Raw genomic sequence first — 23,938 nt, forward strand, 5'->3', positions numbered from 1 at the left:
GGGTGTCACCCCAACCCGTGATCCTTAAGCTCTAGGCAGCCGCTCGATCAAGAAGGGGGGTTTGCGCAAGGAGTCCTGACTGGACGCTGACGATCGAGTCGAGCTGTCGCATCGAGACCAGCACCGTCGTTCGGCGTTCCTGTCCGCAACCTGACGTAGACGAGCCACCCATCGAGTTCGGAGTCGCAAGGGGCCCGGCCCTGTAGAAAAACCCGGGTGCAAAGGCCCGGTACACGGGCCCGGTACTGCCGGACAACCACACGATCATTTCCAGCGACGATGGCGAGCGGCCCCGTCCAGCGCAGGCGAGATGCCTCTACGAAACAGACAGGTGGGGCCGGTTGCGTTGAGCAACGAGCCCCACCGATGTGCCGACTGCCGGCGGTTCAGCGACCTGAACGGGGGACAGGTCGCTTACTCGGTCTCCCCGGACTCGTCGGCGTCCTGGTGGCCGGGCTCGTTGGGGTTGGCGTCCGGGCCCTGATTGGGACCGTCGTCGGCCTCCTCGGCGCCTTCAGCGCCCTCGGTTCCCTCAGCCTCGCCGGACTCGTCGGCGTCCTGGTGGCCGGGCTCGTTGGGGTTGGCGTCCGGGCCCTGGTTGGGACCGTCGGCGGCCTCCTCGGCGCCCTCGACCTCGCCGTCGCCTTCGGATTGCTGCACGATCGGGGCCGGGTCGTTGGTCGAGGCCTGGGCGGTGACTGCACCCCCGACGCCGAGTGCCGCCAAGATCGCGGCGGCGCCGGCGATTGCCGCGTTGCGCTTGAGGTTCCTCATGGTGTCTCCTCGGTGGGTGGTCGCCGGTTGCGACCTCGTGCCTTCAGAGTGCCTAGGGGTCGCTGTGAGGACGCTGAGGAATCCTGAGGACCTCCTCATCACCGCCCTCCAACCGGGCCGCTGGGTGGCACGTGTCCGCTCGGAACGGTTCGATGCTTCTTGCATCGCCGGCGGCTGACTAACGCCGGAGGGTGAACATGTCGACGAGCATCCCGTCCTGGTCGATGGCTCGGAGCACGATGCGGTCGCTGTAGACCAGCATGTCCACGAAGTGGAGTGTCGATGCGCTCACGGCGGTGAAGTCCTCGTGCCCTGTTGGTCGCAGCTTCGCACCAGCGCCGGACACGACGTAGGTCACGCCGTTGATGGCCTTCGAACGCTGGTAGTCGTGATCGTGCCCGGCAAGCACCAGAGGCACGTCGTACTTGTCGAAGAGCGGTGCCCAGAGCCGCTGCACTTCCTCGTCCGATCCGTGGTACCCGGCCGAGTAGGCGGGCTTGTGCATCGCGACGACGGTCCATGTGCCGGGTGGCTGGGGAGTCCCGAGTGTGTCTTCGAGCCATGCGGTCTGGCTGGGGTCATCGGTGTGTTCGGTGTCGAGGACGACCAACCGCAGCTGCCCGATACGCGTGGCATACCAGGTGGTGTCTCGTCCGAGAGTGCCCAGGATCTGCGTCTGTTCACCGCTGATGTAGTCATGGTTGCCCAGTACTGGCACCAGGGTGGTGCCGTTCTCGAGTAGGGCGGCGAACGGATCGGTGACGGCGTCGTCGACGAGGTCAACTTCACCGTCCTCGTAGATGAGGTCGCCCAGGAGCAGCAAGGCGTCGTAGGGTCCACCGTTTGCCTGCGCTTGCTCGGTCATCTGCTCGGCTGTCGCCTCCTCGGCGCTGTCGCCGGTCCCGGTGTCGCCGGCGACTGCGACCCGTACCAGCGGGGGTCGGGTGAGGGCTGGGACCTTGTCGCCGGTGACTGGCGACGGCAGATCCGCGGACCGGTCGAAGCCGATGAGGAGCACCGCCGCCGCGAATGCTGCCAGCGTTGCAATCATGGTGACGCCGATCAGGGTCCTTCGCCGGGTCAGCACACGGTCATGGTCGCCGAGTGGGCCTGAGAGAGCGCTGAGAACCCGTGCTGCCCGGTGGCGGGGGTTGGTCACGGCGGTTTGAGCTGTGTGGGTGGTCAGACCGGCGTGTGCGTGGCGCGGTGGCGCAGCGCGACCGCAAGTAGGGCCGCGGAGAGGACTTGAGCCACGGCCACCAGGGCGATGAGCAGGGGGCGGTGGTCGGTGTAGAGGCCGCCTGCCAGCGTCCCGCCGGCCAGGGCCGCGACGCCTTGGAACGCCGCGAAGACGCCGTAGGCGGTGGCGAGCCGGCGCTGGGGGACCAGGTCGGCCACCAGTGCCTTGACGGTCGAGTCCTGGACGCCGGTCACCGCCCCCCAGATGAGGACGCCCGCGAGGACGAGGGACCAGGTGTCGGAGAGGGCGAGCACCGGGACGGTGACGATGAGCGCCGGGAGCGTGTAGAGGATGGGGGCGCCCCAGCGGTCGTAGGCGAACCCGGTGCCCAGGGCGGCCACCGCCTCGGTCGCCATCGCGGCGGCGTAGAGGAGTGGGACCACGGCCGTCGCGACCAGTCCGGCCTCGACAAGGTGGTAGGAGATGACCCCGAACGTCATCAACCCCAGCGTGCCCAGGGCGCACGAGACGGCGAAGGCGTAGAAGTGCGCCGGCAGCGCCTGCGGCTCGACGACTGAGCTCCCGTGGGTCGACGGGCCACCCGGCCCCTCGTCCTCGTGCGGGGCCTCGAGCTCGGGTCGTGCTTCGTCCGAGTGGTGTTTGAGGGTGAGCAGCAGCAGCATGCACACCGCGCCCGGGACTGCCAGCGCCGCGAACGCGGGCCACTGGACACCGGCGAGGGCGATGACGCCGGCGACCAGGAGGGGACCGGCGAACGCCCCGACCTGGTCCAGTGCCTTGTGCACGGCGAAGCCACGGCCACGACCCACCGAGACCGCCACGCGCGCGAGCAGAGCGGACTTCGACGGGCTCCGGATGGCCTTCCCGGCGCGCTCGAGCAGGATCAGCGTCGCTGCCAGGAACAGGCCCGCACTGCCCACGAACGGCGCCACCGCCAGCAGAGGCACGCAGATCGCGGTCATCGCGTAGCCGAGGATGGTCAGCGACCAGTACCGGCCGCTCCGGTCCGCGAGCGGACCGGAGAACAACCGAAGGATCAGCGCCATCGCCTCGCCGGCGCCGGTGATGAGCCCGACGACGAGTGCGGTGGCGCCCAGGCTCCCGAGGAAGGGCCCCGCGATCGAGCGCATGCCCTCGTAGACCATGTCACCCGCGAGACTGACGGCTCCGAACGCGACGACCGTCCGCCAGGGCGACCACCTGGGCCGCCTGGGTGACTGGGGGCTTGGCGCGGATGCGTTCATCGACCCGTCTATCCCCGGGTGCGGTCGACGAGTAGCCACGCGGCCAAGCCTAGGCAGACTCGGCGCACGGAGCTGGGTTGCCCTCTTCAGTCGGCTTCTTCTGCGCCGCCGGCGTCCTTGGCGACGGTGAGGGTCTGGGGTGCACTGTCGGAGGCACTGACCTCGACGGTCACATCGAGCGGGTTGGTGTCGGTGTAGTAGAGGCCGTACTGGTTGGTGGGGAAGTGGTCGGCCTCACCCGTGTCGTCGAAGTGGATGACCCTGCTGGCTCCCGGTGCGACGGTGAAAGATGGCGGGAGCTTGGTGTAGTAGGACTCGGTGTCGGACGTCTTGGAGTCGGTGATCGTGTAGTACACCTCGAACCCGGACAGGTCGGCGCTGCCGCTGTTGGTGACCGCGATCTCGAGGTGGTCGTCCGCGGTCGCCCCGGAGGCGTCGACGTTGTTCTCGACCAGGACGCTGTCGATGGTCAGTGCCTGGGTCGTCGAAGTGTTCTTGATCGGGTTGGACTGGACCGGCAGGACCGCCGAGCTGTCGGCGGCACTTCCGCCTGCGGATGGGGTCGTGTCGCCGGCGCTGCTGGTGCTGGAGCCTCCGCATGCGGTGGCGAGTGCCAGGACGGCCACGGCCGCTACGGTTGCCAGGGCCGCTCGGGTCGCTCGGCCGGGGTGCCGGCGGGTGTGGTTCTGGTTCTGCTTCGTCATGAGTTTCCTCCGGTTGGGATGGGTTGTTGGCGGGTGAGGGTGCGGCGCAGGCCGAGGAACAGGACGGCGGCGTAGGCGAACAGCCAGCCGATGTCGTGACGGGTCTCGTTGAGGAGCCAGGGGAGGCCGTAGGGCCGGTAGCGTTCCTTGACGTCACTCATCGCGAACGCGAATCGCTCGAAGTGCTTGGCGAGCGAGGCTTCCTCGATGCCGGTCCGCACCTGCTCGTATCCGGTGAAGTGGGTGAGGACGGCGATTTCGCCGTCGTGGTTGAGCCCCAAGGCCTGGAACAGGCCCCCGGGGAGCTGGTTGTCCGCGTCGAGGGTGTCGCCGATTTGGGGGAGGACGAGGACGACCAGGAGCCAGATACCCAGTGCGATGACCAGGCCGTTGGCGGGCATCTTGGCCTTGGCGGTGGCGATGGCGCCCAGGCAGTAGAACGCGCTGAGGTAGAGCAGCGCCGCGACGCAGGCCAGCGTGAGCCGCAGGACTTGTGCGGGGTTGATCCAGTCGTTCCCGATGGTGCCGAGCGCGACGATGCCGACGACCGCGGTTGCTGCGATGAGGGTGGTGAAGATCGCTAGAGCGCCGAGGAAGGTTCCGGCGGCCAGCTCCGTGCCGGTCAACGGGCGGGACCGCAGCAGGGGGAGGGTGCGGCTGACCCGCTCGCGCGACACCGAGAGGTACCCGAGGGTGATCGCGATGATTGCCCCGATGATCTCCAGGTACTCGAATGCGCCGCGGAGCAGGGAGAGGACCGCGAGCGGCGAGGGGGCGATCCGGGTCAACCCCTGCGCTTGTGCGGCCGCACGGTAGGCGTCGTACTCCGCGAGCTGTGCGGCGTAGTCGGTGGCCCCGATGAACACGGAGAAGCCGGTGGCCACGACCAGGATGGCGAGCAGGATGATCAGTGCACGGCTTCGGACGGCGGCTCGATACTCGTGCCGGGCGACCTGCATGATGCGGTTCGTGGACTCACTCATCGGAGGCGCTCCTGGCGTAGTCGTGGCGCTGGATCCGCCAGAGCACCAGCACGAGGAGCCCAAACCCAGCGATGAGAGTGGGCACGATGGTGAGCACCGTCTCGGTGGTGGGGCTGGTGGGTGAGGTGCCGAGGATGTTTCCGGCGGCGGTCTTGTACTGCTCGACGATGGACAGTGGTTGGGCGTGCTGGGTGACTCGGAAGAACGCCTGGGAGGTGCCGGCGGGTTCGGTCAGCGGGTTGAGTGACTGTGTGGGTCGTAGCCCTGAGGTGAACTGGGGGACGACGAAGGTGATGACCAGCCACACGCCGATCGCGGAGAGCAGGGCCAGGGAGCGTCTGCGGGTGAGCAGGGCCGTCAGTATGCCGACCAGGACGAAGACCGCCAGGTAGGACCACGAGAGGACGTAGAACCCGGTGAGCCTGCCCAGGTCCGAGGGACTGAGGGTCCGGTTCACGGCGAGCAGCGCCACGATGCTGACCACGCCGCACCCCACCAGGGTCAGGGCCAGGAACCTGGTCGCAGCCAGAACCTTGCCCAGGGCGTACTGGGTGCGGGTGACCTGCCGGGTGAACAGGAGCCGACCCATCCCTTTGCTCTGGTCATCGACCATGCTCAGGTGCCCCACGACCAGTGCCAGGAGCGCCCCGATGAGCGGGATGTAGACCACCATGTTGGACAGCAGCGACAGGTTCGGCTTGAGCAGGAATGGGTTCGGTGGCGCCGGCTGTCCCGCGGCTGCCTGCAACCGGACCGCCTGGTCGAAGACCCGCACGATCGTGTGGTGGCTGGACCAGCCCAGGACCCCGGCTATGGCCGTGACGGCCAGCATCGTGATCAGCCCGACCAGGGCGACGTGTTGGCGTCGCAGCAGCAGGCTCTGCTGCGAGGCGATGGTGCCGATCATGAGGCAAGGTCCCCGACTCGGACGTAGATGTCCTCCAGCGAGGCCTCGTCGGGGAACCGTCGCATCGTTGCCTCGATGCTGTCGTTGTAGATGAGCTCGCCATGGTTGAGCACCCCGATCGTGGTGCACACCTTGGAGACCTCGTTGAGCTGGTGGGTGTTCATGAACACGGTCATGCCGAGGTCGCGGTTGAGTTGGAGCACGGTCTCGCGCAGCTGTCGCACCCCCATCGGGTCCAGGCCCGAGGTGGGCTCGTCGAGGAACAGGACGTGCGGTCGGTGCACGATGGCCTGGGCGATCCCGATCCGTTGCCGCATGCCTGTGGAGAACGTGCCCACCCGGCGCTTGGCAAGATCGGCACACCCCAGGTATTCGAGGGTTTCCCGTGCAGCGGCCCGGGCGTCGGGGACGCCGGAGAGCTTGGCGAGGAACTCCAGGTTCTCAGCGGCGCTCATGTGCCCGTACATGCGGACATCGGCCGGCAGGTAGCCGATGAGGCGGGTCACCTCGCGCCGGTCGGTGACCACGTCGTACCCGCAGATCGTTGCGGTCCCGCCCGTGGGCTCCAGCAGGGTGGTCAAGATGTTCATCGCGGTGGTCTTGCCGGCGCCGTTGTGCCCCAAGAAGCCGAAGATCTCGCCCTCCCCGATGCTCAGATCCACATCGCGCAACACCAGATCGGTGTCGTAACGGTGCTGGAGGCCCTGCAGCTCGATCACAGGTTCGCTCATGACGTTCTTCCTTACGTGCGAGTGGATGGGTGATGGTGCGTGTCTCGGAGCAAGCCGTCCGGGCGGAGAGGTGGGACCCGCTGCCAGGTGGCAACGGGCCCCACCGATGTACCGACGAACTGGCGACGCAGCGACCTAACGGGGGATCGGTCGGCTACTTGGTCTCGCCGGACTCGTCGGCGTCCTGGTGGCCGGGCTCGTTGGGGTTGACGTCCGGGCCCTGGTTCGGGCCGTCCTCGGCCTCGGCGCCCTCGGCGCCCTCGGCGCCCTCGGCGCCTTCAGCCTCGCCGGACTCGTCGGCGTCCTGGTGGCCGGGCTCGTTGGGGTTGGCGTCCGGGCCCTGGTTGGGACCGTCCTCGGCCTCCTGCGACTCCGTCTCGGTGCCCTCAGTGGCGTCGTTGACCTCGCCGTCACCGTCCGACGTCTGCACGGTCGAGGGGGCAGGGTTGGTGTCGGCCTGGGCCGCTGTGACGGCGCCGCCGAGGCCGAGAGCGGCCAGGACAGCGGCGGTCCCGACGACCGCGGCGGTTCGGTTGAGCTTCTTCATGGGACTTCCTTCCGTAGCGGTCGCGGTTGCGACCTGTAACCCAGAGTGCGCAAGGGCGACTGTGAGGGTGTTGAGGAATCCTGAGGGTGTTCTCAGCGCCGGGGCGAGAGATCGATGGTGATCGGGGACAGCTCGTGGGAGTCGACGTCCCTTCGGAGTGGTGGATCGCGCGGAGCATCGGACAACCGCCCTCACCCAGCGGTGCCTGGGCCTGTGCGCCTGTGCCGTCACTGCGGACCGGTGTGCGCATCGCAACGGGCCGGCGGCATCATCGGCGAGGCGATCGTTTCCCGCTCCAGGTGCGCACGGCTGTCGACCTCCTCGGGGTCAGCAGCAGAAATGGAGCGTTGCCGATCTGGTCGACCGACCAGATGCGCTCGCGTCGGCCTCGTGGAGAGGCGGACTGTACGTGGCTCATGTCCTCGCAGCCGCCCAGCCTCGAATCCAGGGAAGCGCCCAGACGTGTCCAGCGGTTGAAAACATCGCTGATCTTCGCGGCGACCTGATCCGCGTCACCCTGGGAGGGATAACGGCGCCAACCAGGACGGTCCCGTCGTAGCCACACTGCCAGACATGGGCGACCGAGGCGCCCCGGTTGCGTCGACGTCGCTGCTGGATCCCAGTGCCGGTAGCGACGCGGACGGCGTACCCGTCGCCGCTTCTCAGCATGTCCACAGTCGCGACCCGCCAAGATAGGTGCTGACAGGGAACGGAGGTCGGCCGGTGCGGGTACTTATGGTCGAGGACGAGGTTCGTCTCGCCGAGACGGTGCGCCGCGGACTGATCGCTGAAGGCTTCGTCGTCGACATCGTGCACGATGGCGCCGAGGGACTCGCCGAAGCGCAGGCGAGGGACTACGACGTGATCATTCTCGATATCATGCTGCCCTCGTTGAACGGCTACGACGTGTGCCGGGGACTGCGCGAGTCTGGTGTATGGACCCCGGTGCTGATGTTGACGGCCAAGGACGGGGAGTACGACCAGGTCGACGCCTTTGATCTCGGGGCGGACGACTACCTGACCAAACCGTTCTCCTTCGTTGTGCTGGTCGCCCGGCTCAGGGCACTGGTACGACGTGGTGCGCCGGAGCGTCCCACGGTCTTGAGGGTGGCGGACCTGACGCTCGACCCGGCGACGCGGGTGGTTCGGCGCGGCGAAACCGACCTCGACCTGACCCCACGGGAGTTCGGAGTGCTGCACTTCCTGATGCGCCACCCCGGCGAAGTGGTCTCGAAGCTGGAGATACTGCAGGGGGTGTGGGACGTGAACTACGAAGGCGACGAGAACGTCGTTGAGGTCTACGTGGGATACCTGCGCCGCAAGATCGACCAGCCCTTCGACCGCCAGTCGATCCAGACGGTCCGGGGCGTCGGCTACCGTCTGTCCGGCGCGGGGAGCTGAGCGGCCGATGCGAACGAGATTCCGTGGTGTGCGGTGGCGGACCACGGTGGCGGCCACCCTGGCCGTCGCGCTGTTCCTCGCCGTTGCCGCGCTGGCCTTCGCGTTCGCGCAGCGCCAGCAGCTCGAAGGGTCCATCACCGAGGCCGCACGTGGTCAGGCCGCGGATATCGGTGCGCAGGTCGCGGAGGGCGGCGCCGGCGCTGGGCTCACCACCGGTGCAGGGGATCAGTCCCTGGTGCAGATCGTCGACGCCGCTGGCAACGTGCTCGCCGCCAGCCCGTCGGTGGAGGGAGAACCACCGGTGGTGGACGCCCGACCCGAACCGGGAACCACCACCACGGTCCGTTCCCGCGCCCTGCCGATCGGGGAGGGCGAGGAGTTCGTCGTGGTCGCCCAGGGAGTCTCAGGTCCTGACGGGCCCGTGGTGGTCCTGGTCGCGCAAAGCCTCGAGCTGGTGGGACAGTCCACCGCGGTGGTGGTCAACCTGCTGCTGATCGGCTACCCCGTGGTCCTGCTGGGGGTCGCGCTTACCTCGTACTGGCTCGCGGGCAGAGCGCTCGCGCCGGTCGAGGCCATCCGTAGCCGGGTCGCGCAGGTCCAGGGAACCTCGGAGCTGGATGCGCGGGTGCCGGTGCCTGAGGGCGACGACGAGATCGCCCGGCTTGCCGTCACGATGAACGCAATGCTCGCCCGGCTCAAGACCGGCAGCGACCGCCAACGCCGATTCGTCGGAGACGCCTCGCATGAGCTGCGCAGCCCACTGGCCACCATCCGGGCCGCCCACGAGATCGCGGCGCTGCATCCCGAGAGCCGTGACTGGACCGCGACCAGCAGCGACGTGCTTGCCGAGCTCGACCGCCTCGACCGCCTGGTCGCGGACCTTCTCCTGCTGGCCCGCGCTGACGAGCACGGACTGAAGCTTCGATCTGTTGATGTCGACCTCGACGACCTGCTCACCCACGAGGCTGACCGACTCCGCAAGCTCGGACCCCTCAGCGTGACAGTCGCGGCGCCGCCTGTGCGCATCCACGGCGACCCCGTCCAACTGGCCCGGCTCCTGCGCAACCTGGCCGACAACGCCGCACGGCACGGCGAGACTCACGTCGATCTCAGCCTTCAGATCCGCGGCAGCAGTATCGAGGTCGCGGTCGAAGACGACGGACCGGGCATCCCAGAGGCCGACCGCGAACGGGTCTTCGAGCGCTTCGTGCGGCTGGACGAGAGCCGCGCGCGCGTGAGTGGCGGCACCGGCTTGGGGCTGGCGATCGCCCGCGAGATCAGCGTCGCGCATGGCGGCAGCCTCCGCGCCGAGGCCGGAGCGCAAGGTGCTCGCTTCGTCCTAACCCTCCCCTACGAGGAGCACGAGACCGGCGCTGTCGGCAGTCACGCCATCCAGTGATGCAGGGCCCGGTCAAATGGATAGAGGACCGTGTACGAACTCAGGATTGGTGGCACGGCTCCAGGCTCGTAGCAAAGCTCAGTTCCATCACCCGCCAAGCATTGCGTAGATCTCAGCGCCGTACGCGCAGGGTGGGTCACTGGTTATGCAAAGCAAAGCAAGCACGTGGAACCGGCTGGGCCACACCACTCGCTCGCGGATGCGGCACCGGGAGGGGGCGCTCCGGCTACACCCCCCCGGATTCGTCCGGCAGCCTCGATGTCGGTAATGTTCCGGTCTGAAAGGGAGTAGTCCCCAACACCCGTGTCGACATGCTGGCCCTCGGGCCCGGCGCGAGAGGCCACCTCGGTGGCGGACGAGACTTTCGACCAGTTGCAGACCCATTCAATGGACGCGCCTGGTCGAAGGGTCGTCCAGAGTCTGTGACACGCCCTCCGGCCAAGCCCGGAGAGGACTCCCAACCCATGTACGCGTTCCTGCTGAGCACCGCCGTGATCTTCGTGGCCGAACTCGGCGACAAGAGCCAACTGATGGCGATGACCTTCGCCGCCCGATACCGGGTACGTGACGTGCTCATTGGCATCACCGCCGCTACAGCCATCGTTCACCTAGCCTCAGTGGGCATCGGGTACTGGGTCGGCGACGCCTTCGCCGACCAACAGCACTGGATCTCGATAGTGGCTGGCGTCGCGTTCCTTGGCTTCGCCGCGTGGACCCTCCGCGGAGACGAGCTCACCGAGGACGAGGCAGCCAAGGCACGCTCCAGCCAGGGGGCGGCGATCCTTGCCGTCGGTGTCGCTTTCTTCCTCGCCGAACTCGGGGACAAGACGATGTTGGCCACCATCACGCTGGCGACCCAGGAGGGCTGGCTCGGGACCTGGATCGGCAGCACCGTGGGGATGGTCGCCGCCGACGCCCTCGCCATCGTCGTCGGAGCCCTGCTCGGCAAGAACCTCCCCGAACATGTCATCAAATGGGGTGCCGCCGCGCTGTTCGCCCTGTTCGGCCTGTTGCTTATCGCTGACGGTGTACGCATCCTCGTTTAGCTGGGATCCGACGGCCGCCGCGCTCGCCGGTGTCCCGTCATGGTCTCGGTGGGACGACCCCCTGGTCATCGGCGCCGGTGGCGGGCAGCGAGATCCACGGGTCGTGGTCACAGCGCGACCATGCCCAGCATCACCCCGCAACTGGGAGCCGGACCCTGCCTACCGTCGGTCATGTCCCGATTCACGACACGCCATCGGCGAACGTCCGGACAGCCAATCGTCGGGACCACCAGTGCCTCGAGGCGATGCCCCGGATGGCGTCGAGAGGTCCCCTCGGAGCATGACTTGGCGAATCTGTCGCAACTGGCGCTATTATCGCTGCATGGCGATCAAAGTGGTTGGTAGCGACTCCCTCGCTGCGGGCATCGACGAAGCCGCTGCAGGGCGGGCGGCAGCGTGCCTCTTCCGTGGCATGGGCGACGCGTCGCGGGTTGCGATCCTGCGGCACCTATTGCTGGGGGAGCACAAGGTCGCCGACCTGACCGCCCACCTGGGACTGGCTCAGTCGACGGTGTCCAAGCACCTCGCGTGCCTGCGCGACTGCGGACTGGTCGAGTCGCGGCCGGTGGGACGCTCGTCGGTGTTCTCCCTGACCCACCCGGACGCCGTTCTCAAGGTGTTCGCGGCCGCCGAGGAACTGCTTGCTGCCACCGGCGACGCGGTCACGCTCTGCCCGGTCTATGGCGAGGGAGCCGCGCAGTGAGCCCCAATCTCGAGATGCCGACCTTCACCGCCGACCCCGGCCGGCGCATGCAGCTCGGCCGCCGGGCTCAGTTGCTCGCGGCCGCCTCGGTCACCTGGAACGTCGTCGAGGCCGTCATCGCGATCACCGCGGGCCTGGTCGCCGGGTCGATCGCACTGATCGGCTTCGGGCTGGACTCGGTCGTCGAGGTCAGCAGCGGCCTGATCATCCTGTGGCAGTTCCGCCACGCCCTGCCCGAGTCGCGCGAGCGGACCGCGCTGCGGCTGATGGCGGTCTCCTTCTTCGCCCTGGCGGCCTACGTCAGCTTCGAGTCGGTGCGGGCACTGGTGACCGGCGCAGAACCCGACGCCTCGCCCGTCGGCATCGCGCTGGCGTCCCTCTCGCTCGTGGTGATGCCGTTCCTGTCCTGGGCCCAGCGGCGCACCGGACGCGAGCTCGGTTCCAACGCGGTGGTCGCCGACTCCACCCAGACGCTGCTGTGCACCTACCTGTCCGCGGTCCTGCTCGTCGGCCTGGTCCTCAACGCCACGCTCGGCTGGTCCTGGGCCGATCCCATCGCCGGGCTCGTGATCGCCGCGGTCGCGGTGAAGGAGGGCCGCGAGGCGTGGCGCGGCGAGAGCTGCTGCGCCGTACCTCCGGGCGAAGCCGCCGAGGCGGCTGTCTGCAACGACGGCTGCTGCCACGACGAGAAGCGCTGATGGGCGCGGGACACTCGCACGGGTCGCCAGCCGGTCACGCCGGTGGTCGCTACCGGACTCGCCTGGCCGGCGCGTTCGTCCTGGTCGCGGCCTTCTTCGTCATCGAACTCGTCGCCGGTGTCATCTCCGGCTCGCTGGCGCTGATCTCCGATGCCGGTCACATGGCCGCTGACGTCGTTGCGCTCGGCGCCGCGCTGGTGGCCACCAAGATCGCGACCCGGCCCGACTCGACCGGTCGCCGCACCTACGGCTCCTATCGAGCTGAGGTGTTCGCCTCCGGCCTGACCGTGCTGATCATGCTCGGTGTCTCCGTCTATGTCGTGGTGGAGGCGGTCGGTCGCATCAGCGCAGCGCCGGAAGTCACCTCGAGCGCCATGCTCGTCGTCGGCGTCATCGGTCTGGCCATCAATCTCCTCACCATGCTCCTGTTGCGCGCAGGATCGAAGGAGTCGCTCAACGTCAAGGGCGCCTACTTCGAGGTGGTCTCCGATGCGGCGGGCAGCGTCGGAGTCATCATCGCCGGGCTCCTGGTCGCCGCAACCGGCAACGGAGTCTGGGACACCATCGTCGCGCTCGGCATCGGCATCTTCGTCGCCGTCCGCGCCATCATCCTCGGCCGCCAGATCCTGGCGGTTCTTGGCCAACACATCCCGGAAGGTATGCAATTGGACGAAGTCGTGGCGGACCTTGAGGCCGTAGCCGGGGTAGCCGACATCCACGACCTCCACATCTGGACGCTGACGTCGGGGATGAACGTCGCCACCGCTCACCTCGTGGTTGACGAGGGTGTCAACCCGCAGACCGTCCTGGTCGCGGCACAGCACGCCCTGGCCGAGCGGCACCACATCGAGCACGCCACCCTTCAGGTCGAAGCCGTCAAGGGGGTGCAGTGCCATGAGCTCGGCTGGTGAGCTGCGACGGGTTCCGCCGCTCGGATGGATGGCCGTCGGCCTGGTGGTTCAGAGGCTACTTCCCGATCGCCATCGGCCCAGCCGGACGTCATTGGGGCTGGCAGTGGCCGTCCTCTCGGCCAGCCTGGGGCTGCTGGGCTGGGCCGTGACCGCCTTTAGGCGCCGGCAGACGACCGTCGATCCACTCTCACCGGAGCGCGCCAGCCAGCTCGTCAGCGACGGGCCGTTCCGGGCCACCCGGAACCCGATGTACGTGGCCATGGCGGGCGTCCTCGTGGCCAGTGCACTCGCCCGGCGCTCGACCCTCGGCTTTCTCCCCGCAGCCGGGTTCGCCCTCCGCATGACCAAGGCTCAGATCGAAGCAGAGGAGCGCGCGATGGCCGACAACTTCGGCGCGGAATGGGACCGTTACGTTGCCACCACGCCCCGGTGGCTGAGCCTCCGATCGTTCCCCAGCAGGAAGCCGACTGCATGAGAAGCCGCACCTACGTTGCCCTCACACTGACCGCGATCATCGGGCTGAGTGGCTGCGCCAACGACACCGACCGCACCGACCCGGGAAAGGACCTCACGATCGCGACTCCGACGTCCGACGTCACTCCCTCCCCGGACGACGCCGCGATGCCGCCATGGCCGCCCCCGAGCGACGTGGCCGCGCGCGTGGCAGCCGCCGGACTCGACCTGGGTCCCATGGGCACCGCCGAGCACTACCACCCCCAGCTCCGCATCGTCATCGACGGCGGCGAAGTCCCGGTTCCGCCCAACGTCGGTGTTGACCCGAGCACAGGTGCCATGTCTGCACTGCACACTCATGAAGGCGACGGAACCATCCACATCGAGGCCGACTCCGTGGGCGAGGTGTTCACGCTCGGCCAGTTCTTCACCCAGTGGGGCGTCACGCTGACCCCGGAGCAGATCGGCGGCGTCCGGGCGAAGGCGGGGCGACATGTCGTCGTCACCAGCAACGGCACCAAGGTCACCGGAGACCCGGCTGACCTCCGCCTGGAGCCCGACCAGCAGATCGTGCTCACCCTGCGATGACGGACGCCGGGAATCGACCCGTCATCGAATAGTCATCGGAAACGATGGGCAAGCGTTCCGAGACGTTCCGATACTGTTGGAGGCGTCCGATGGGGAACCTCCTCAACAACTCAGCCTTTTCTGACGAACCACCGCGGTGTGCAGCGGTGAGACGTCCGGCCGGTGGGCGGGGCTGGCATGGTCGCCGCTACGACAGGGCCATGACCACGATGATGAGCGCCGCGCTGCCGGCGACCGCCCCTGTCCACCCCGTCGACCCGATCGGCATCATGCCGCGCGGCTTGACCGACACCGATGGGGAGCGAATCGCCACCGCGATCGCTGCGGCCCGCACCGAGTCGACCCGCCGCGTCTACGCCGGCGTCTGGTCGCGATGGGAACGCTGGTGCGCCGGCCGCGGAGTGACGGTCCTGCCGAGCGACCCGCTAGCGGTGTGCGCCTACCTGACCGAGCAGGCCGCCGCCGGCCGTGCCATGGGCACCCTCGACCTCATCTGCACGGTGATCCGCCATGTCCACCTCACGTGCGACCTGCACAACCCCGCAGACGCCCTCGCCGTCCGCCAGGTGCGGCGCGGGCTTCGTCGTACCTACGGCTCAGCCCCCCGGCGTCTCGCCCGACCCCTGTCGGTGGAAGAGATCCGTCAGATCATCCACGGCATCGACCGCAGCACCCCGATCGGTGTCCGCGACGCCGCGATCATCCTGCTCGGCTACGCCTCGGCCCTGCGACGCTCCGAGCTCGTTGCCCTCACCCTGGCCGATGTCGAGGACAAGCCCGCTGGGTTCCTGCTCCACATCCGGCGGTCCAAGACGGACCCCGAAGGCCACGGCGAGGTGGTGGGCGTCGCCCACGGACAGCACGCCGCCACCGACCCCGTCGCCGCCCTCAACGCCTGGCGCGAGATCCGCGGCGCGGCCCCCGGACCGGTCTTCACCCGCATCTGGGGGAGCACCGTCAGTCTCCAGGCGCTCAGCGGACATGTTCCGGCGCGGATGCTCCGCGCTAGGGCCGAAGCCGCCGGACTCGACGGCACCCGGATCACCGCCCACTCGATGCGCGCCGGCCACGCCACCACTGCCGCTCTCGCCGGCGTCCCACTCGACCGAATCGCGGCACAGACCCGACACAAGGACCTCTCCGTCCTCCTCAACCGCTACATCCGCCCCCTCGAGGCGCTCGCGACAACCTCGAGCAAGGACCTCGGGCTGTAGTAGCCGTCGGGGCGATCGCGGCGACGATGCGCCGGGCGTCGATCTGCAGCCCCCGCAGGTTGCCTTGCGGCGCTGCTGTCAAACCTCATCACATGAATGGCCGGGTGCCCGCAGCAACTCATGGCGTGTGGCTGACCTGCAGGGACCGCGCACTCGTGGCGCGCGGCCCGCCGCAGACCCGGGGTCAGTGGCTGTGCGACGTGTGACCGTCGTCGGCGGGCTCGGCCGGAGCCTGGTTGGGCTCGTGGCCCGTGTGGTCCTCGCCTGCCGGTGCCTCGGCCGGGGCTTCAGGCGCGTTGGACGTCGAGTCCCCGCCGTGGCTGTGGCCCTCGGAATCGATGGTCGTACCGATTGCAGTCATGCCCACCCAGGTAAGTCCGGCGACTAGGAGTACGCCGGCGCCAAAAAGGCTGAACGCGTGCCGCCACCGGCCGTCGTTGTCCTTGGCAATGAACGCGGCGAACGACATCACGAGGCCGATCGGCGTCATCATCGCGGAGCGCTCAGGGAACTGGGTGAAGTGCTGGATGCCGCCGCCAACCATGCCAACGCCGAAGGAGAGCAGCAGGGAGAAGGCGACGAGGCCGAGGGCCTGTCGGGCGTTCGGTCGTTCGGTGGCGAGGATGAACTCGTTCACGATCGTGCCGAGCAGGAACACGAACGCGCCGACGATGCAGATGACGGTGTACTGAAGCGGGTCGATCGGGTAGTGGACGACGGCGCCGGCGATGAGGGCGGCGCCCATGAAATAGAGCATCGCGCCGATGTAGCGCGAGTAGAGCCCGGGAGTTCGTTTCGCGAACTCCGCCTCGTAGGCGGTCACGTCTTCGGGGGAGAGGTCATTCTGAACTGTCATGTCTGATGGTGCCTTTCAAATCTGGGTGTGTGAGAGCAGGCGGAAGCGGCGCCGGCACCGAGTGATGGTGCGGCGTGGCGCCGGTCGTCTGCTCAGCAGCGCAGAATCGACAGACGATGCAGACAGGGAGGGTCTGCGGATCGCGAGAGAACAGCGATGCGTGGGCCGATCCACCGGGGTGCGATGTACAGGATTCCCCGCGAGATGCCACGGCTCAGCGCGAGTGCAATGAGCGCGGCCATGAGGCAGAGAAGCGCCATGCACAACTCGGTGACGCTGCCGTTGTCATCGTCGGCGGGCGACTCGGAGTCTGCTGACTGTGGCGCTTTGGTCCCAGCGGGTTCGGTGTGGTGCCCGCGGTCGGCCGCTTCCGCAGCGAGCGGAAGTGCCGCATGGCCGGCATGACCTCGCTCGTGCGATGTGAGCGAGTGCATGGCGAAGACGCCGAAGATAACCGCAAAGAGGGTCGCCAGCACCAGGGCGCTGCGTTGCCTCCTGTGCCCGGTCACGCTTGAAGACCATACGGAGGCCAGGTAGCGAATTACCAAACTGAAGGCGTCAACACGCGGGAATGCGTCGAGAGTCACGGCCCAGAACGGGGGTGCTCGGTCACCGTCCTACGTGCTGGCTAGATCCGTGGGAGGGGGCCGCGCCACGACCTCGAGCCGCGGCCTCGGGCTCTGAGCCCAACCAACTACCCGGGGGGGGGTAGCGGGCTCAATCCAGGCCGTGTTCAGCAGGGGTGGGTTGGGCCCCAACCGTGGCGGCCCTGATGAATTCCGGGGTTGTGGTCGCCACTGAAGCCCATGGTCTGGGCGCAGGTGCTGACGTGGTGGCCGAAGTCGCTTGCGGCCGCCGCCGGGGTGGTCGCACCTACGGTGAGCACCCCGGCCGCCACAGCAGTTCCGATGGCAGCGAACTGAGTCATGTGCTTGAACATTTGTATCGCCTCAATTTCGTTTCATGCGTGCGCCGGGTGCGCCCTACGTGATGGTTTCGGTAGGGGAGTGCCGGCGATGCTGCGTAGCAGCACGGTCGCGGTGAGGAGGAGGACGGCTATCCATCCGAGTCCGAGCGTGAGGGAGGCGGCCTCGTCGAAGCCGCTGGTGAGTGCGCCGTCGATCATCACCCTGGTTCCGCCGTACCCGGGCAGCCAGTGTGCCCAGGACGCGGGTTCGCCGCGCAGCATCGGGCTCTGGCCGATGCCCAGATCGAGAAACGGTATGAGAAAGGCCATGAAGGTGCCGCTGACCCGACCGAAGACCGGGCCGAGCACGACGCCGATCAGGGCGTAGGTGACGGCGAGCAGGGCGACGCCGCCGATGTAGACGCCCCAGTTGCGGGCGTCGAACACAGTGGCGGTGACCGCGAGTGAGACCGCGGTGGCGATGGCGGCGGCGGTGAGCACCATGGTGAGCCGGGTGGCCAGCAGCACGGACGGGCGTTGTCCTGCCAAGGCGAGGCGACGGTCGGCGGCGCGGGCGTCGAGGACGACGAAGACGCCGACCAGGGCGGCCAACGATGCGATGGCCACCGGTGCCATGGTGCCGCCGTGCATCTCGGCCGGGTCGACCATGGACGTGATCTTGGCGCCGGCCTCACGGAGTACGACCGGGGTGTGCCCGTGTGGGGTGACCGCGTCGGACAGGAGGATGAAGACTGCCGGGACGATCGCGAGCAGGAGCCACAGCACCGGGGTACGCCGCCAGTCGTGCCAGCCCATGCGCAGGCTCGTGAGCAGTTGGCCGACCCCCCCCCGTGCGGCTTGCCCGTCGGGTGCGCCCCGTGGTTGTGGTGCTGGCAATGACCCACAGGGCGAGAGCAAGTGCGGTGATCACCCATCCGAGCGACACCGCGAGCTCTTCGGGTCCACCGTGTCCCGAGGGCAGGGCCACCGTCCACAGCGAGATGAAGTGGGTGGGCAGCAGTCGCAGCACAGCGGACTCTGAGCCGCTGAGGGTGGGGCCGAAGAAGGCGTCGAGGATCCAGATGAACATCAGGATCACGGTGCCGTTGACCGCGTTCGGGACGAGCGCACCCACCACCGCCCCGAGTCCGAGGTAGACCACTGCGAACATGACTGTGCCGGTGGCGACCCGCCACGGGTCGTCGACCGGTCCTCGGGCGGTGAGTGCGAGCACCGCTACCAGGGTGGCCATCAGGGCCAGGACGGCGCCGGCCGTCAGCCGAGCGGTCGCCAGCCGCAGCCGTGCCAGTCCGGCGAGCGCGAGCCGGCGGTCGGTGGTGCGAGCGGTCGAGATCTGGAAGTACATCGCGACCGCAGACAGGAAGGCGGCCGCCCATCCTGCGGTGACGGTTTCGACGGCGGGGCCGCCTCCGGTGCCGCCCAGCAGCCGGGCGGCGTCAGCCATGGGCGGGGCCGCGACCACGACGAAGACGACGGGGATGACGGCGAGCAGGACCAGGTTGGGACCGTTCCTGGTGTAGTCGGCCAGGAAGCGTCGGACAAGCAGAGCGGTGGTGGTCATCGCGGCCACGCCTTGCCATCGCGGATCTCGACGATCCGGTCGAACCGCGCCTCGTCGACGACGAAGTGGCTGACGATCAGGACCGTGCGACCGGCGACGCGCCGCTCGTCCACTAGGTCCCAGAACTTCAGGTAGGTGTCCCAGTCGAACCCGGCGTACGGCTCGTCCAGAAGCAGCAGCGCCGGATCGGGCAGCAGCGCCAGACCCAGGTTGAGCTTGGCCAGAGTGCCGCCCGAGAGTCGCTCCGCCCGGGTCTCTGCGAAGCGCTCGAAACCCAGCGAGTCGTAGATGGCCGCCCTGCTCTCCCGCTCATGTTGAGTGGTCATACCGTAGGCGTGGCCGAACAGCTCGAAGTGCTCGTCGCAGGTCAGTCGCGGGTAGACCAACGGCTCCTGGGGGCAGTAGCCGACCAGGCCGCTCCTGGTGAGGGTGCCTGCGTCGGCCCGCAGGTCTCCCACCAGGATCCTCATCAGTGTTGACTTCCCGGACCCGTTCTCACCGACGAGGCCGACGACCTCGCCTTGCCCGAGGGTGATGTCGGCCCCGGTAAGAACCTGAACGCGGTTTCGGGGTGACCATAGGTTGCGTCGGTAGGACTTCTCGATCCCTCGTGCGGTGAGAACTGACCCCTCGTGAGTGGCACCCTTCGGCTCGGCTGCCAGGGTTTCGGCTTGGTCGGGCGCCGCTACCTTGATGCTGAACAGACGTTGCATCGTCATCACTTCTTCGAGGGGCCATCTCGCCGGGACTGAGGAGCCCGTTGAGTACCTACTTGTGGTTGTGGCCGCCGGGCATCATGAACATCATCGCGGCCATCATCGCCACGCAACCCAGAGCCCACAGCACTGCACCGGAGCCCGCTGCTCCTGTGGCCAGCAACAGCACCACGATCACCACCATCGGGATGCAGCAGATCATCATCATCCATCGGTGTGCCCCGTGTGCTCCTTGACTGGATTCGGGTGAGTGGGTGTGTCCGGTCTCCGGGGTAGCTGTCGGTGACGGGTCGTGGAACGGACGGCGGGGGCCGGGGGTCGGGGTGGTCATGATGTCCTCTCCTTCAGTGATGTCGGCACGTGGCCGAGCCGGGCGTAGAGCGGGCAGTGCCCGAGCGCGCCGGTGACGACCAGGTCGAGGCCGGCGAGCACGAGGAGCAACTCGAGGACGACCACGAGCGCACCCGAGGCTGACGTGAGCAGGGCGACTCCGGCAACCGCGGCGAAACCTCCGACCACGATTCGTGCGATTCTCTCGGCCGGCGTGATGTTGACCTTCCAACTCCTTGCCATGACTCTCAGCTCCTTCCCCGACCCGGCGTGTCCGGGTCCTTGCACTTCTGAGCGTCGTCCCTGGGGGTCAAGATCGCTCTGGCTGTTCCGTGAAGGTTCTTTGAAGATCCCGCCGGGGTGTTGGGGTACGCGGCGCGTCGTTTCGGGAGGTGGGGGTTGGCCTGAGCTGTCAGTCGTGGTGTTCGTCGTGGTCGGGATCGACCTGCTCGGTGGGTACGGGTGCTGGCTGTGGGTCGGCGTCACTGATGGCGGGACCGATGACGAGGGCCGAGAGCGAGAACATCAGCGCGAACACGGCCAGCGCGAGGGCGGGTGCTTTCCACGTGCCGAATCGTCGGTACAGGCGCCGGAGCAGGGGGAGGGAGAAGACCAGGCCCAGCACGGCAAACGCCACGTTGCCGGTGACGCCGGTCACCAGCACCGCACCTCCGAGCAGTCCCACGTGGTGCAGTAGGTGGGGGAGCAGGCCCATGATGCCGCCGACGAGCGCGGTCACCGCGCTCCAGGCGGCGGCCAGGACACCACGGTGTGGGGGCTGCTCGCCGACGGCGGGCTCTTCGTGACGAAGGCCCTTGACCGCGTCGGCCGATGTCGCAGGGTGATGGTCGGACACGGTCACTCCCGGGCCTGGTAGGAAAGCGTGGTCATCATGCCGGTCTCCGCGTGGTAGATGTTGTGGCAGTGGGCCGCCCACTGGCCGGGATTGTCGGCCTGCAGGTCCACGTCCAGGGTCTCCATGGGGCGGACGATGACCGTGTCCTTGCGAGCCCCTCCCTTGGCCAAGGCGAAGGTGTGCCCGTGTACGTGCATGGGGTGGAACATCATCGACTGGTTGACGAATCGCAGCCGGACCCGCTCCCCCTGGACCAGCGGCAGGGGTTCGGCGTCGGGGAACGTCTTGCCGTTGATGGTCCACCGGTACGGCGCCATGGTCCCCGCAAGGACGAGGTTGTGACGTCGGTCGATCGACCGCCGGTCCAAGCGGGCGGACTCCGCCGCCGACAGGCCGGTGCCGAGCAGCACCTGGCCCGACAGCTCGCGAACCTTCACGCCCGCGACAGGGGGGCGCCCAGTCCCGGTGCGGATCACCGCGAGCCCCTGGCCCTGTTTTCCCTCCGCCGAGGCGACCAGGGGAAACACTCCCTCGCCCAGCGTGAGGGTCACGTCGAAACGCTCGCCCATCCCGATCAGCAGCGCGTCGGTGAGCACCGGCGCGACCGGGAAGCCGTCGCTGTGCGTGACGGTCATCCGGTGTCCACCAACGGCGACCCGGAACGCGGTGTCTGAGCCGGCGTTGACGAACCGGATCCGGACCCGTTGACCCGGCTTCGCCGACAGTGTGACTGGATCAGTGGGGGTCCGTCCGTTGAGAAGGTAGTGCGGGTAGACGATGTCACCCGCACTACCCAGCAGCGGGGACTGCATGCCGCCCATCTCGCCCATCATCGACCCGCCCATCATCGAGCCGTGGTCCATCCCCTCCATGTCGCCCATGGATCCGTCGCTGCCACTGACCTGCTGCAGTTTGGTGAGGATCTGGTCGGGGGTGCGGCCGGTGCCATCGACCCAGTCGTCGAGGACGACGATCCACTCGTCGTCGTAGCCGCCGGGCTCTGCGGGGTCGTCGACGATCAGGACGCCGTACAGGCCCCGGTCCAGCTGGACGCCGGAGTGCGGGTGGTAGAAGTACGTGCCTGGGTGCGGGGCGGTGAACTCGTAGTCGAACGATTTGCCGGCTGGGATGGGGTCCTGGGTCAGGTGCGGGACGCCGTCCATGTCGTTGCGCAACGCGAGGCCGTGCCAGTGCACGCTCGTCTCGACCGGAAGCTGGTTGTCGACCGTGACGCGCAGCAGGTCGCCGGCGCGCGCTCGAAGCATCGGCCCTGGGACCTGCTCGCCGTAGGCCCAGGTGTCGACGGTCCGGGCCCCGAGGTCGACCGTGACCGGCCGGGGGGTCAGTCGCGCCGAGACGACCCGACGACCCGGGACGCGGCGGGATAGTTCGGCGGCCGCCACGGCGGGGGAGCCGGGCCGGACCAGCGTGAGCGTTCTGGCTCTGTCGCTGCAGGCGGACAGGCTGCCCACGGCAGCGACGCTGGCCAGGCCGGCGGCGGCCTGGACGAGCGTGCGGCGCGAGACGGATGGCAAGGTGGAGCCCTTCATAGAAATGGTGCCTGGCGGAAAGTCAGTGGCGCAAGGGTGAGCGGTGGGCTGCGCGGAGCACCTCGGCGCGGGCCAGGTACTCGGTCTCGTCGATCTCGCCGCGGGCGAACCGCTCCCCGAGGGTGTCCAGGGGGTCGCGGTGTGCTGGCCGGGTGTCGCCTGAGCGGGTGTCGCGGAAGAGCACCACGACCGCCCACACCACCAAGCCCCAGAATGCGACCATGCCGAGCAGCATCACCAGCCAACCGCCCCAGCCCAGCCCGTCGTGGTTCCAGCCCATCATGGTCCTCAGCTCCTTCGTGTCTTTGGCCTTCACTGTCGGTGCCGCACCCGCGCCCTCCGGTCACCATTCGATGAAGGTTCACTGAAGATCGGCGCTCGGCACCGTCCGCTCGCACAGCTCGAGGCATGAGGGCTGTCACGATGGGCGGCATGGACAATGACGCCGGCCCCACCGCCCCCGGTCCGGCTGCGGGCACACCCAAGTCGCCCTCCGGGCTGCGGGCGCTCGTGGTCGAGGACGAGACCAGCCTCGCCGGAGTCCTGGGCAGCTATTTGGAGCGCGACGGATTCGAGACCACTCTCATCCACGACGGGCTGCAGGCGGTCCTCATTGCCCGTGACGTCGACCCCGACGTAATCGTCCTGGACCTGGGGCTGCCGACGCTGGACGGGATCGAGGTCTGCCGGCAGATCCGCACGTTCAGTGACGCGTACGTCGTGGTGCTGACTGCCCGCAGCGAAGAGGTGGACACCCTCATCGGCCTGTCGGTCGGCGCCGACGACTACATGACAAAGCCGTTCAGTCCCCGCGAGCTGATGGCCCGCATCCAGGCGATGCTGCGCCGGCCCCGGACACCGAGGGAGGCGGAGGATCAGCACCATGATCTGAGGTTCGCAGAGCTGAAGGTGGACGTGCAGGGCCGCGACGTGTGGCTCGGCGGTGAGCCGGTCGCGCTCACCCGCACCGAGTTCGACCTGCTCGCGGCACTGGCGCAGCGTCCCCGGATGGCTTTCAGCCGGCGTCAACTCATCGACCACGTGTGGGGTCAGACGTGGGTGGGGGATGAGCATCTCGTCGATGTCCACATCGGCCACCTGCGTCGTAAGCTCGGCGACGATGCTGCTGTGGGCCGGTTCGTGCGCACGGTCCGAGGTATCGGCTACCGGATGGGCTCCGGCGCATGACCCGGGGTCCGGCGGGGCGGGGCCCGCGGTTCTCCACCCGGCTGCTCCTCGCACAATCCCTTGTCCTGGTCGCCGGAGCTCTGACCATCTGGCTGGTCGCCTCCGCGGTCGGGCCCAGCATCTTTCACGAGCACCTCGATCGCGCCGGCGACACGCACAGCACGGAGGAAACCCAACACCTCGAGGAGGCCTTCGCCTCGGCCATGCTGGTGTCGGTGGGCGTCGCGCTGGTCGCCGCGGTCGCTGCGGCACTCGCGGTGTCGTGGTACTTCAGCCGCCGCATCCAACGCTCGATCGGCAACGTCGCCGCGGCTTCGTCCCAGATCGCCGCGGGCCGCTATGACACGTACGTCGACGACCCGGGTCTGGGCGCCGAGTTCGCTACCCTCGCGGCCACGTACAACCGTCTGGCCGGTCGACTAGAGCTTGCGGCTCACGGGTCGGGGTGA

At 68.3% G+C, this 23,938-nt stretch carries 29 protein-coding genes; 11 read left to right on the forward strand and 18 right to left on the reverse strand.

Going from position 1 to position 23,938, the window contains the following annotated elements; translation table 11 throughout:
• Positions 1-414: 414 nt before the first annotated feature.
• The 8 genes from CF8_RS19605 to CF8_RS19640 form a co-directional block, all read right to left on the reverse strand.
• Positions 415-774, reverse strand: a complete 360-nt coding sequence (locus CF8_RS19605) for a hypothetical protein (protein ID WP_010834830.1) — start codon at positions 772-774, stop codon at positions 415-417.
• Between the two features lie 178 nt (positions 775-952).
• Positions 953-1,861, reverse strand: a complete 909-nt coding sequence (locus tag CF8_RS19610; protein ID WP_010834831.1) for a metallophosphoesterase family protein — start codon at positions 1,859-1,861, stop codon at positions 953-955.
• 95 nt (positions 1,862-1,956) lie between these two features.
• Complete coding sequence (locus CF8_RS19615; RefSeq protein WP_010834832.1) at positions 1,957-3,120, reverse strand: MFS transporter; 1,164 nt, start codon at positions 3,118-3,120, stop codon at positions 1,957-1,959.
• A gap of 185 nt (positions 3,121-3,305) precedes the next feature.
• On the reverse strand, positions 3,306-3,845 hold the full coding sequence (locus tag CF8_RS19620; protein WP_156887281.1) for a hypothetical protein: 540 nt from the start codon (positions 3,843-3,845) through the stop codon (positions 3,306-3,308).
• A gap of 74 nt (positions 3,846-3,919) precedes the next feature.
• Positions 3,920-4,906 carry an ABC transporter permease gene (locus CF8_RS19625; RefSeq protein ID WP_010834834.1) on the reverse strand — a complete coding sequence of 329 codons (987 nt, stop codon included), beginning with the start codon at positions 4,904-4,906 and terminating at the stop codon, positions 3,920-3,922.
• The gene (locus tag CF8_RS19630) at positions 4,899-5,813 is read right to left on the reverse strand and encodes an ABC transporter permease (protein WP_010834835.1); all 915 of its coding nucleotides are present in this window, start codon (positions 5,811-5,813) and stop codon (positions 4,899-4,901) included. The genes CF8_RS19625 and CF8_RS19630 overlap by 8 nt, the downstream gene beginning before the upstream one ends.
• A complete protein-coding gene (locus CF8_RS19635) occupies positions 5,810-6,544 on the reverse strand; it encodes an ABC transporter ATP-binding protein (RefSeq protein ID WP_010834836.1) in 735 nt (244 codons plus the stop codon). The genes CF8_RS19630 and CF8_RS19635 overlap by 4 nt, the downstream gene beginning before the upstream one ends.
• 154 nt (positions 6,545-6,698) lie before the next feature.
• Positions 6,699-7,091 (reverse strand): hypothetical protein, encoded by a 393-nt coding sequence (locus CF8_RS19640; protein ID WP_010834837.1) that lies wholly within the window; start codon positions 7,089-7,091, stop codon positions 6,699-6,701.
• 735 nt (positions 7,092-7,826) lie between these two features.
• On the opposite strand from CF8_RS19640, the gene CF8_RS19645 reads away from it, so the two are divergent.
• From CF8_RS19645 to CF8_RS19685, 9 genes are all read left to right on the forward strand, one after another.
• Positions 7,827-8,492, forward strand: coding sequence for a response regulator transcription factor (locus CF8_RS19645; RefSeq protein WP_010834838.1), 666 nt, complete (start codon positions 7,827-7,829; stop codon positions 8,490-8,492).
• Between the two features lie 28 nt (positions 8,493-8,520).
• Positions 8,521-9,891 (forward strand): sensor histidine kinase, encoded by a 1,371-nt coding sequence (locus CF8_RS19650; RefSeq protein ID WP_010834839.1) that lies wholly within the window; start codon positions 8,521-8,523, stop codon positions 9,889-9,891.
• Positions 9,892-10,355: 464 nt separating this feature from the next.
• Positions 10,356-10,937, forward strand: a complete 582-nt coding sequence (locus tag CF8_RS19655) for a TMEM165/GDT1 family protein (RefSeq protein WP_010834840.1) — start codon at positions 10,356-10,358, stop codon at positions 10,935-10,937.
• 322 nt (positions 10,938-11,259) lie between these two features.
• Positions 11,260-11,640, forward strand: coding sequence for an ArsR/SmtB family transcription factor (locus CF8_RS19660; RefSeq protein WP_036491572.1), 381 nt, complete (start codon positions 11,260-11,262; stop codon positions 11,638-11,640).
• Positions 11,637-12,338, forward strand: a complete 702-nt coding sequence (locus CF8_RS19665; RefSeq protein WP_442937089.1) for a cation diffusion facilitator family transporter — start codon at positions 11,637-11,639, stop codon at positions 12,336-12,338. The genes CF8_RS19660 and CF8_RS19665 overlap by 4 nt, the downstream gene beginning before the upstream one ends.
• Positions 12,338-13,249 (forward strand): cation diffusion facilitator family transporter, encoded by a 912-nt coding sequence (locus tag CF8_RS19670; protein ID WP_010834843.1) that lies wholly within the window; start codon positions 12,338-12,340, stop codon positions 13,247-13,249. The genes CF8_RS19665 and CF8_RS19670 overlap by 1 nt, the downstream gene beginning before the upstream one ends.
• A 103-nt stretch (positions 13,250-13,352) precedes the next feature.
• Positions 13,353-13,724: a methyltransferase family protein gene (locus CF8_RS19675; RefSeq protein WP_010834844.1), complete on the forward strand. Its 372-nt coding sequence runs from the start codon at positions 13,353-13,355 to the stop codon at positions 13,722-13,724.
• On the forward strand, positions 13,721-14,290 hold the full coding sequence (locus CF8_RS19680) for a hypothetical protein (RefSeq protein WP_036491575.1): 570 nt from the start codon (positions 13,721-13,723) through the stop codon (positions 14,288-14,290). Before CF8_RS19675 ends, CF8_RS19680 begins: the two co-directional genes overlap by 4 nt.
• 200 nt (positions 14,291-14,490) lie before the next feature.
• Positions 14,491-15,504 carry a site-specific integrase gene (locus tag CF8_RS19685; protein WP_010834846.1) on the forward strand — a complete coding sequence of 338 codons (1,014 nt, stop codon included), beginning with the start codon at positions 14,491-14,493 and terminating at the stop codon, positions 15,502-15,504.
• A 184-nt stretch (positions 15,505-15,688) separates the two neighbouring features.
• On the opposite strand, the gene CF8_RS19690 is transcribed toward CF8_RS19685, so the two are convergent.
• The 10 genes from CF8_RS19690 to CF8_RS19730 form a co-directional block, all read right to left on the reverse strand.
• A complete protein-coding gene (locus CF8_RS19690) occupies positions 15,689-16,360 on the reverse strand; it encodes a hypothetical protein (protein WP_010834847.1) in 672 nt (223 codons plus the stop codon).
• 92 nt (positions 16,361-16,452) lie between these two features.
• On the reverse strand, positions 16,453-16,947 hold the full coding sequence (locus CF8_RS19695; RefSeq protein ID WP_156887282.1) for a DUF6153 family protein: 495 nt from the start codon (positions 16,945-16,947) through the stop codon (positions 16,453-16,455).
• Positions 16,948-17,321: 374 nt separating this feature from the next.
• Positions 17,322-17,936, reverse strand: coding sequence for a hypothetical protein (locus CF8_RS23385; RefSeq protein WP_010834848.1), 615 nt, complete (start codon positions 17,934-17,936; stop codon positions 17,322-17,324).
• 22 nt (positions 17,937-17,958) lie between these two features.
• A complete protein-coding gene (locus CF8_RS22730) occupies positions 17,959-18,849 on the reverse strand; it encodes an ABC transporter permease (RefSeq protein WP_198016895.1) in 891 nt (296 codons plus the stop codon).
• Entirely contained in the window at positions 18,846-19,562 is a 717-nt protein-coding gene (locus CF8_RS19710) for an ATP-binding cassette domain-containing protein (RefSeq protein ID WP_084623176.1), read from the reverse strand. Before CF8_RS19710 ends, CF8_RS22730 begins: the two co-directional genes overlap by 4 nt.
• A gap of 55 nt (positions 19,563-19,617) precedes the next feature.
• Positions 19,618-19,896 carry a hypothetical protein gene (locus tag CF8_RS22155; RefSeq protein ID WP_156887283.1) on the reverse strand — a complete coding sequence of 93 codons (279 nt, stop codon included), beginning with the start codon at positions 19,894-19,896 and terminating at the stop codon, positions 19,618-19,620.
• Complete coding sequence (locus CF8_RS19715; protein WP_010834851.1) at positions 19,893-20,138, reverse strand: YgaP family membrane protein; 246 nt, start codon at positions 20,136-20,138, stop codon at positions 19,893-19,895. Before CF8_RS19715 ends, CF8_RS22155 begins: the two co-directional genes overlap by 4 nt.
• Before the next feature lie 169 nt (positions 20,139-20,307).
• Complete coding sequence (locus tag CF8_RS19720) at positions 20,308-20,751, reverse strand: hypothetical protein (RefSeq protein WP_198016896.1); 444 nt, start codon at positions 20,749-20,751, stop codon at positions 20,308-20,310.
• A gap of 2 nt (positions 20,752-20,753) precedes the next feature.
• Positions 20,754-22,286 (reverse strand): multicopper oxidase family protein, encoded by a 1,533-nt coding sequence (locus tag CF8_RS19725; protein ID WP_036493784.1) that lies wholly within the window; start codon positions 22,284-22,286, stop codon positions 20,754-20,756.
• 37 nt (positions 22,287-22,323) lie between these two features.
• Entirely contained in the window at positions 22,324-22,584 is a 261-nt protein-coding gene (locus CF8_RS19730; RefSeq protein ID WP_036491585.1) for an SHOCT domain-containing protein, read from the reverse strand.
• Positions 22,585-22,811: 227 nt separating this feature from the next.
• Here CF8_RS19730 and CF8_RS19735 point away from each other — a divergent pair, with 227 nt between their 5' ends.
• Both CF8_RS19735 and CF8_RS19740 read left to right on the forward strand, forming a co-directional pair.
• Positions 22,812-23,489 (forward strand): response regulator transcription factor, encoded by a 678-nt coding sequence (locus CF8_RS19735; RefSeq protein ID WP_232211539.1) that lies wholly within the window; start codon positions 22,812-22,814, stop codon positions 23,487-23,489.
• Positions 23,486-23,938, forward strand: a complete 453-nt coding sequence (locus CF8_RS19740) for a HAMP domain-containing protein (protein WP_010834856.1) — start codon at positions 23,486-23,488, stop codon at positions 23,936-23,938. The genes CF8_RS19735 and CF8_RS19740 overlap by 4 nt, the downstream gene beginning before the upstream one ends.

This window comes from Nocardioides sp. CF8 (genome assembly GCF_000389985.1).
GTDB lineage: Bacteria > Actinomycetota > Actinomycetes > Propionibacteriales > Nocardioidaceae > Nocardioides > Nocardioides allogilvus.

Coding starts and splice junctions, on each gene's coding strand:
- CF8_RS19615 (WP_010834832.1), bottom strand. CDS start 3,120: ATGGTCTACGAGGGCATGCGCTCGATCGCGGGGCCCTTCCTCGGGAGC.
- CF8_RS19730 (WP_036491585.1), bottom strand. CDS start 22,584: ATGATGGGCTGGAACCACGACGGGCTGGGCTGGGGCGGTTGGCTGGTG.
- CF8_RS19715 (WP_010834851.1), bottom strand. CDS start 20,138: ATGGCAAGGAGTTGGAAGGTCAACATCACGCCGGCCGAGAGAATCGCA.
- CF8_RS22730 (WP_198016895.1), bottom strand. CDS start 18,849: ATGACCACCACCGCTCTGCTTGTCCGACGCTTCCTGGCCGACTACACC.
- CF8_RS19685 (WP_010834846.1), top strand. CDS start 14,491: ATGACCACGATGATGAGCGCCGCGCTGCCGGCGACCGCCCCTGTCCAC.
- CF8_RS19680 (WP_036491575.1), top strand. CDS start 13,721: ATGAGAAGCCGCACCTACGTTGCCCTCACACTGACCGCGATCATCGGG.
- CF8_RS23385 (WP_010834848.1), bottom strand. CDS start 17,936: ATGGTCGACCCGGCCGAGATGCACGGCGGCACCATGGCACCGGTGGCC.
- CF8_RS19740 (WP_010834856.1), top strand. CDS start 23,486: ATGACCCGGGGTCCGGCGGGGCGGGGCCCGCGGTTCTCCACCCGGCTG.
- CF8_RS19645 (WP_010834838.1), top strand. CDS start 7,827: ATGGTCGAGGACGAGGTTCGTCTCGCCGAGACGGTGCGCCGCGGACTG.
- CF8_RS19655 (WP_010834840.1), top strand. CDS start 10,356: ATGTACGCGTTCCTGCTGAGCACCGCCGTGATCTTCGTGGCCGAACTC.
- CF8_RS19605 (WP_010834830.1), bottom strand. CDS start 774: ATGAGGAACCTCAAGCGCAACGCGGCAATCGCCGGCGCCGCCGCGATC.
- CF8_RS19625 (WP_010834834.1), bottom strand. CDS start 4,906: ATGAGTGAGTCCACGAACCGCATCATGCAGGTCGCCCGGCACGAGTAT.
- CF8_RS22155 (WP_156887283.1), bottom strand. CDS start 19,896: ATGACCACCCCGACCCCCGGCCCCCGCCGTCCGTTCCACGACCCGTCA.
- CF8_RS19635 (WP_010834836.1), bottom strand. CDS start 6,544: ATGAGCGAACCTGTGATCGAGCTGCAGGGCCTCCAGCACCGTTACGAC.
- CF8_RS19630 (WP_010834835.1), bottom strand. CDS start 5,813: ATGATCGGCACCATCGCCTCGCAGCAGAGCCTGCTGCTGCGACGCCAA.
- CF8_RS19640 (WP_010834837.1), bottom strand. CDS start 7,091: ATGAAGAAGCTCAACCGAACCGCCGCGGTCGTCGGGACCGCCGCTGTC.
- CF8_RS19710 (WP_084623176.1), bottom strand. CDS start 19,562: ATGCAACGTCTGTTCAGCATCAAGGTAGCGGCGCCCGACCAAGCCGAA.
- CF8_RS19690 (WP_010834847.1), bottom strand. CDS start 16,360: ATGACAGTTCAGAATGACCTCTCCCCCGAAGACGTGACCGCCTACGAG.
- CF8_RS19670 (WP_010834843.1), top strand. CDS start 12,338: ATGGGCGCGGGACACTCGCACGGGTCGCCAGCCGGTCACGCCGGTGGT.
- CF8_RS19660 (WP_036491572.1), top strand. CDS start 11,260: ATGGCGATCAAAGTGGTTGGTAGCGACTCCCTCGCTGCGGGCATCGAC.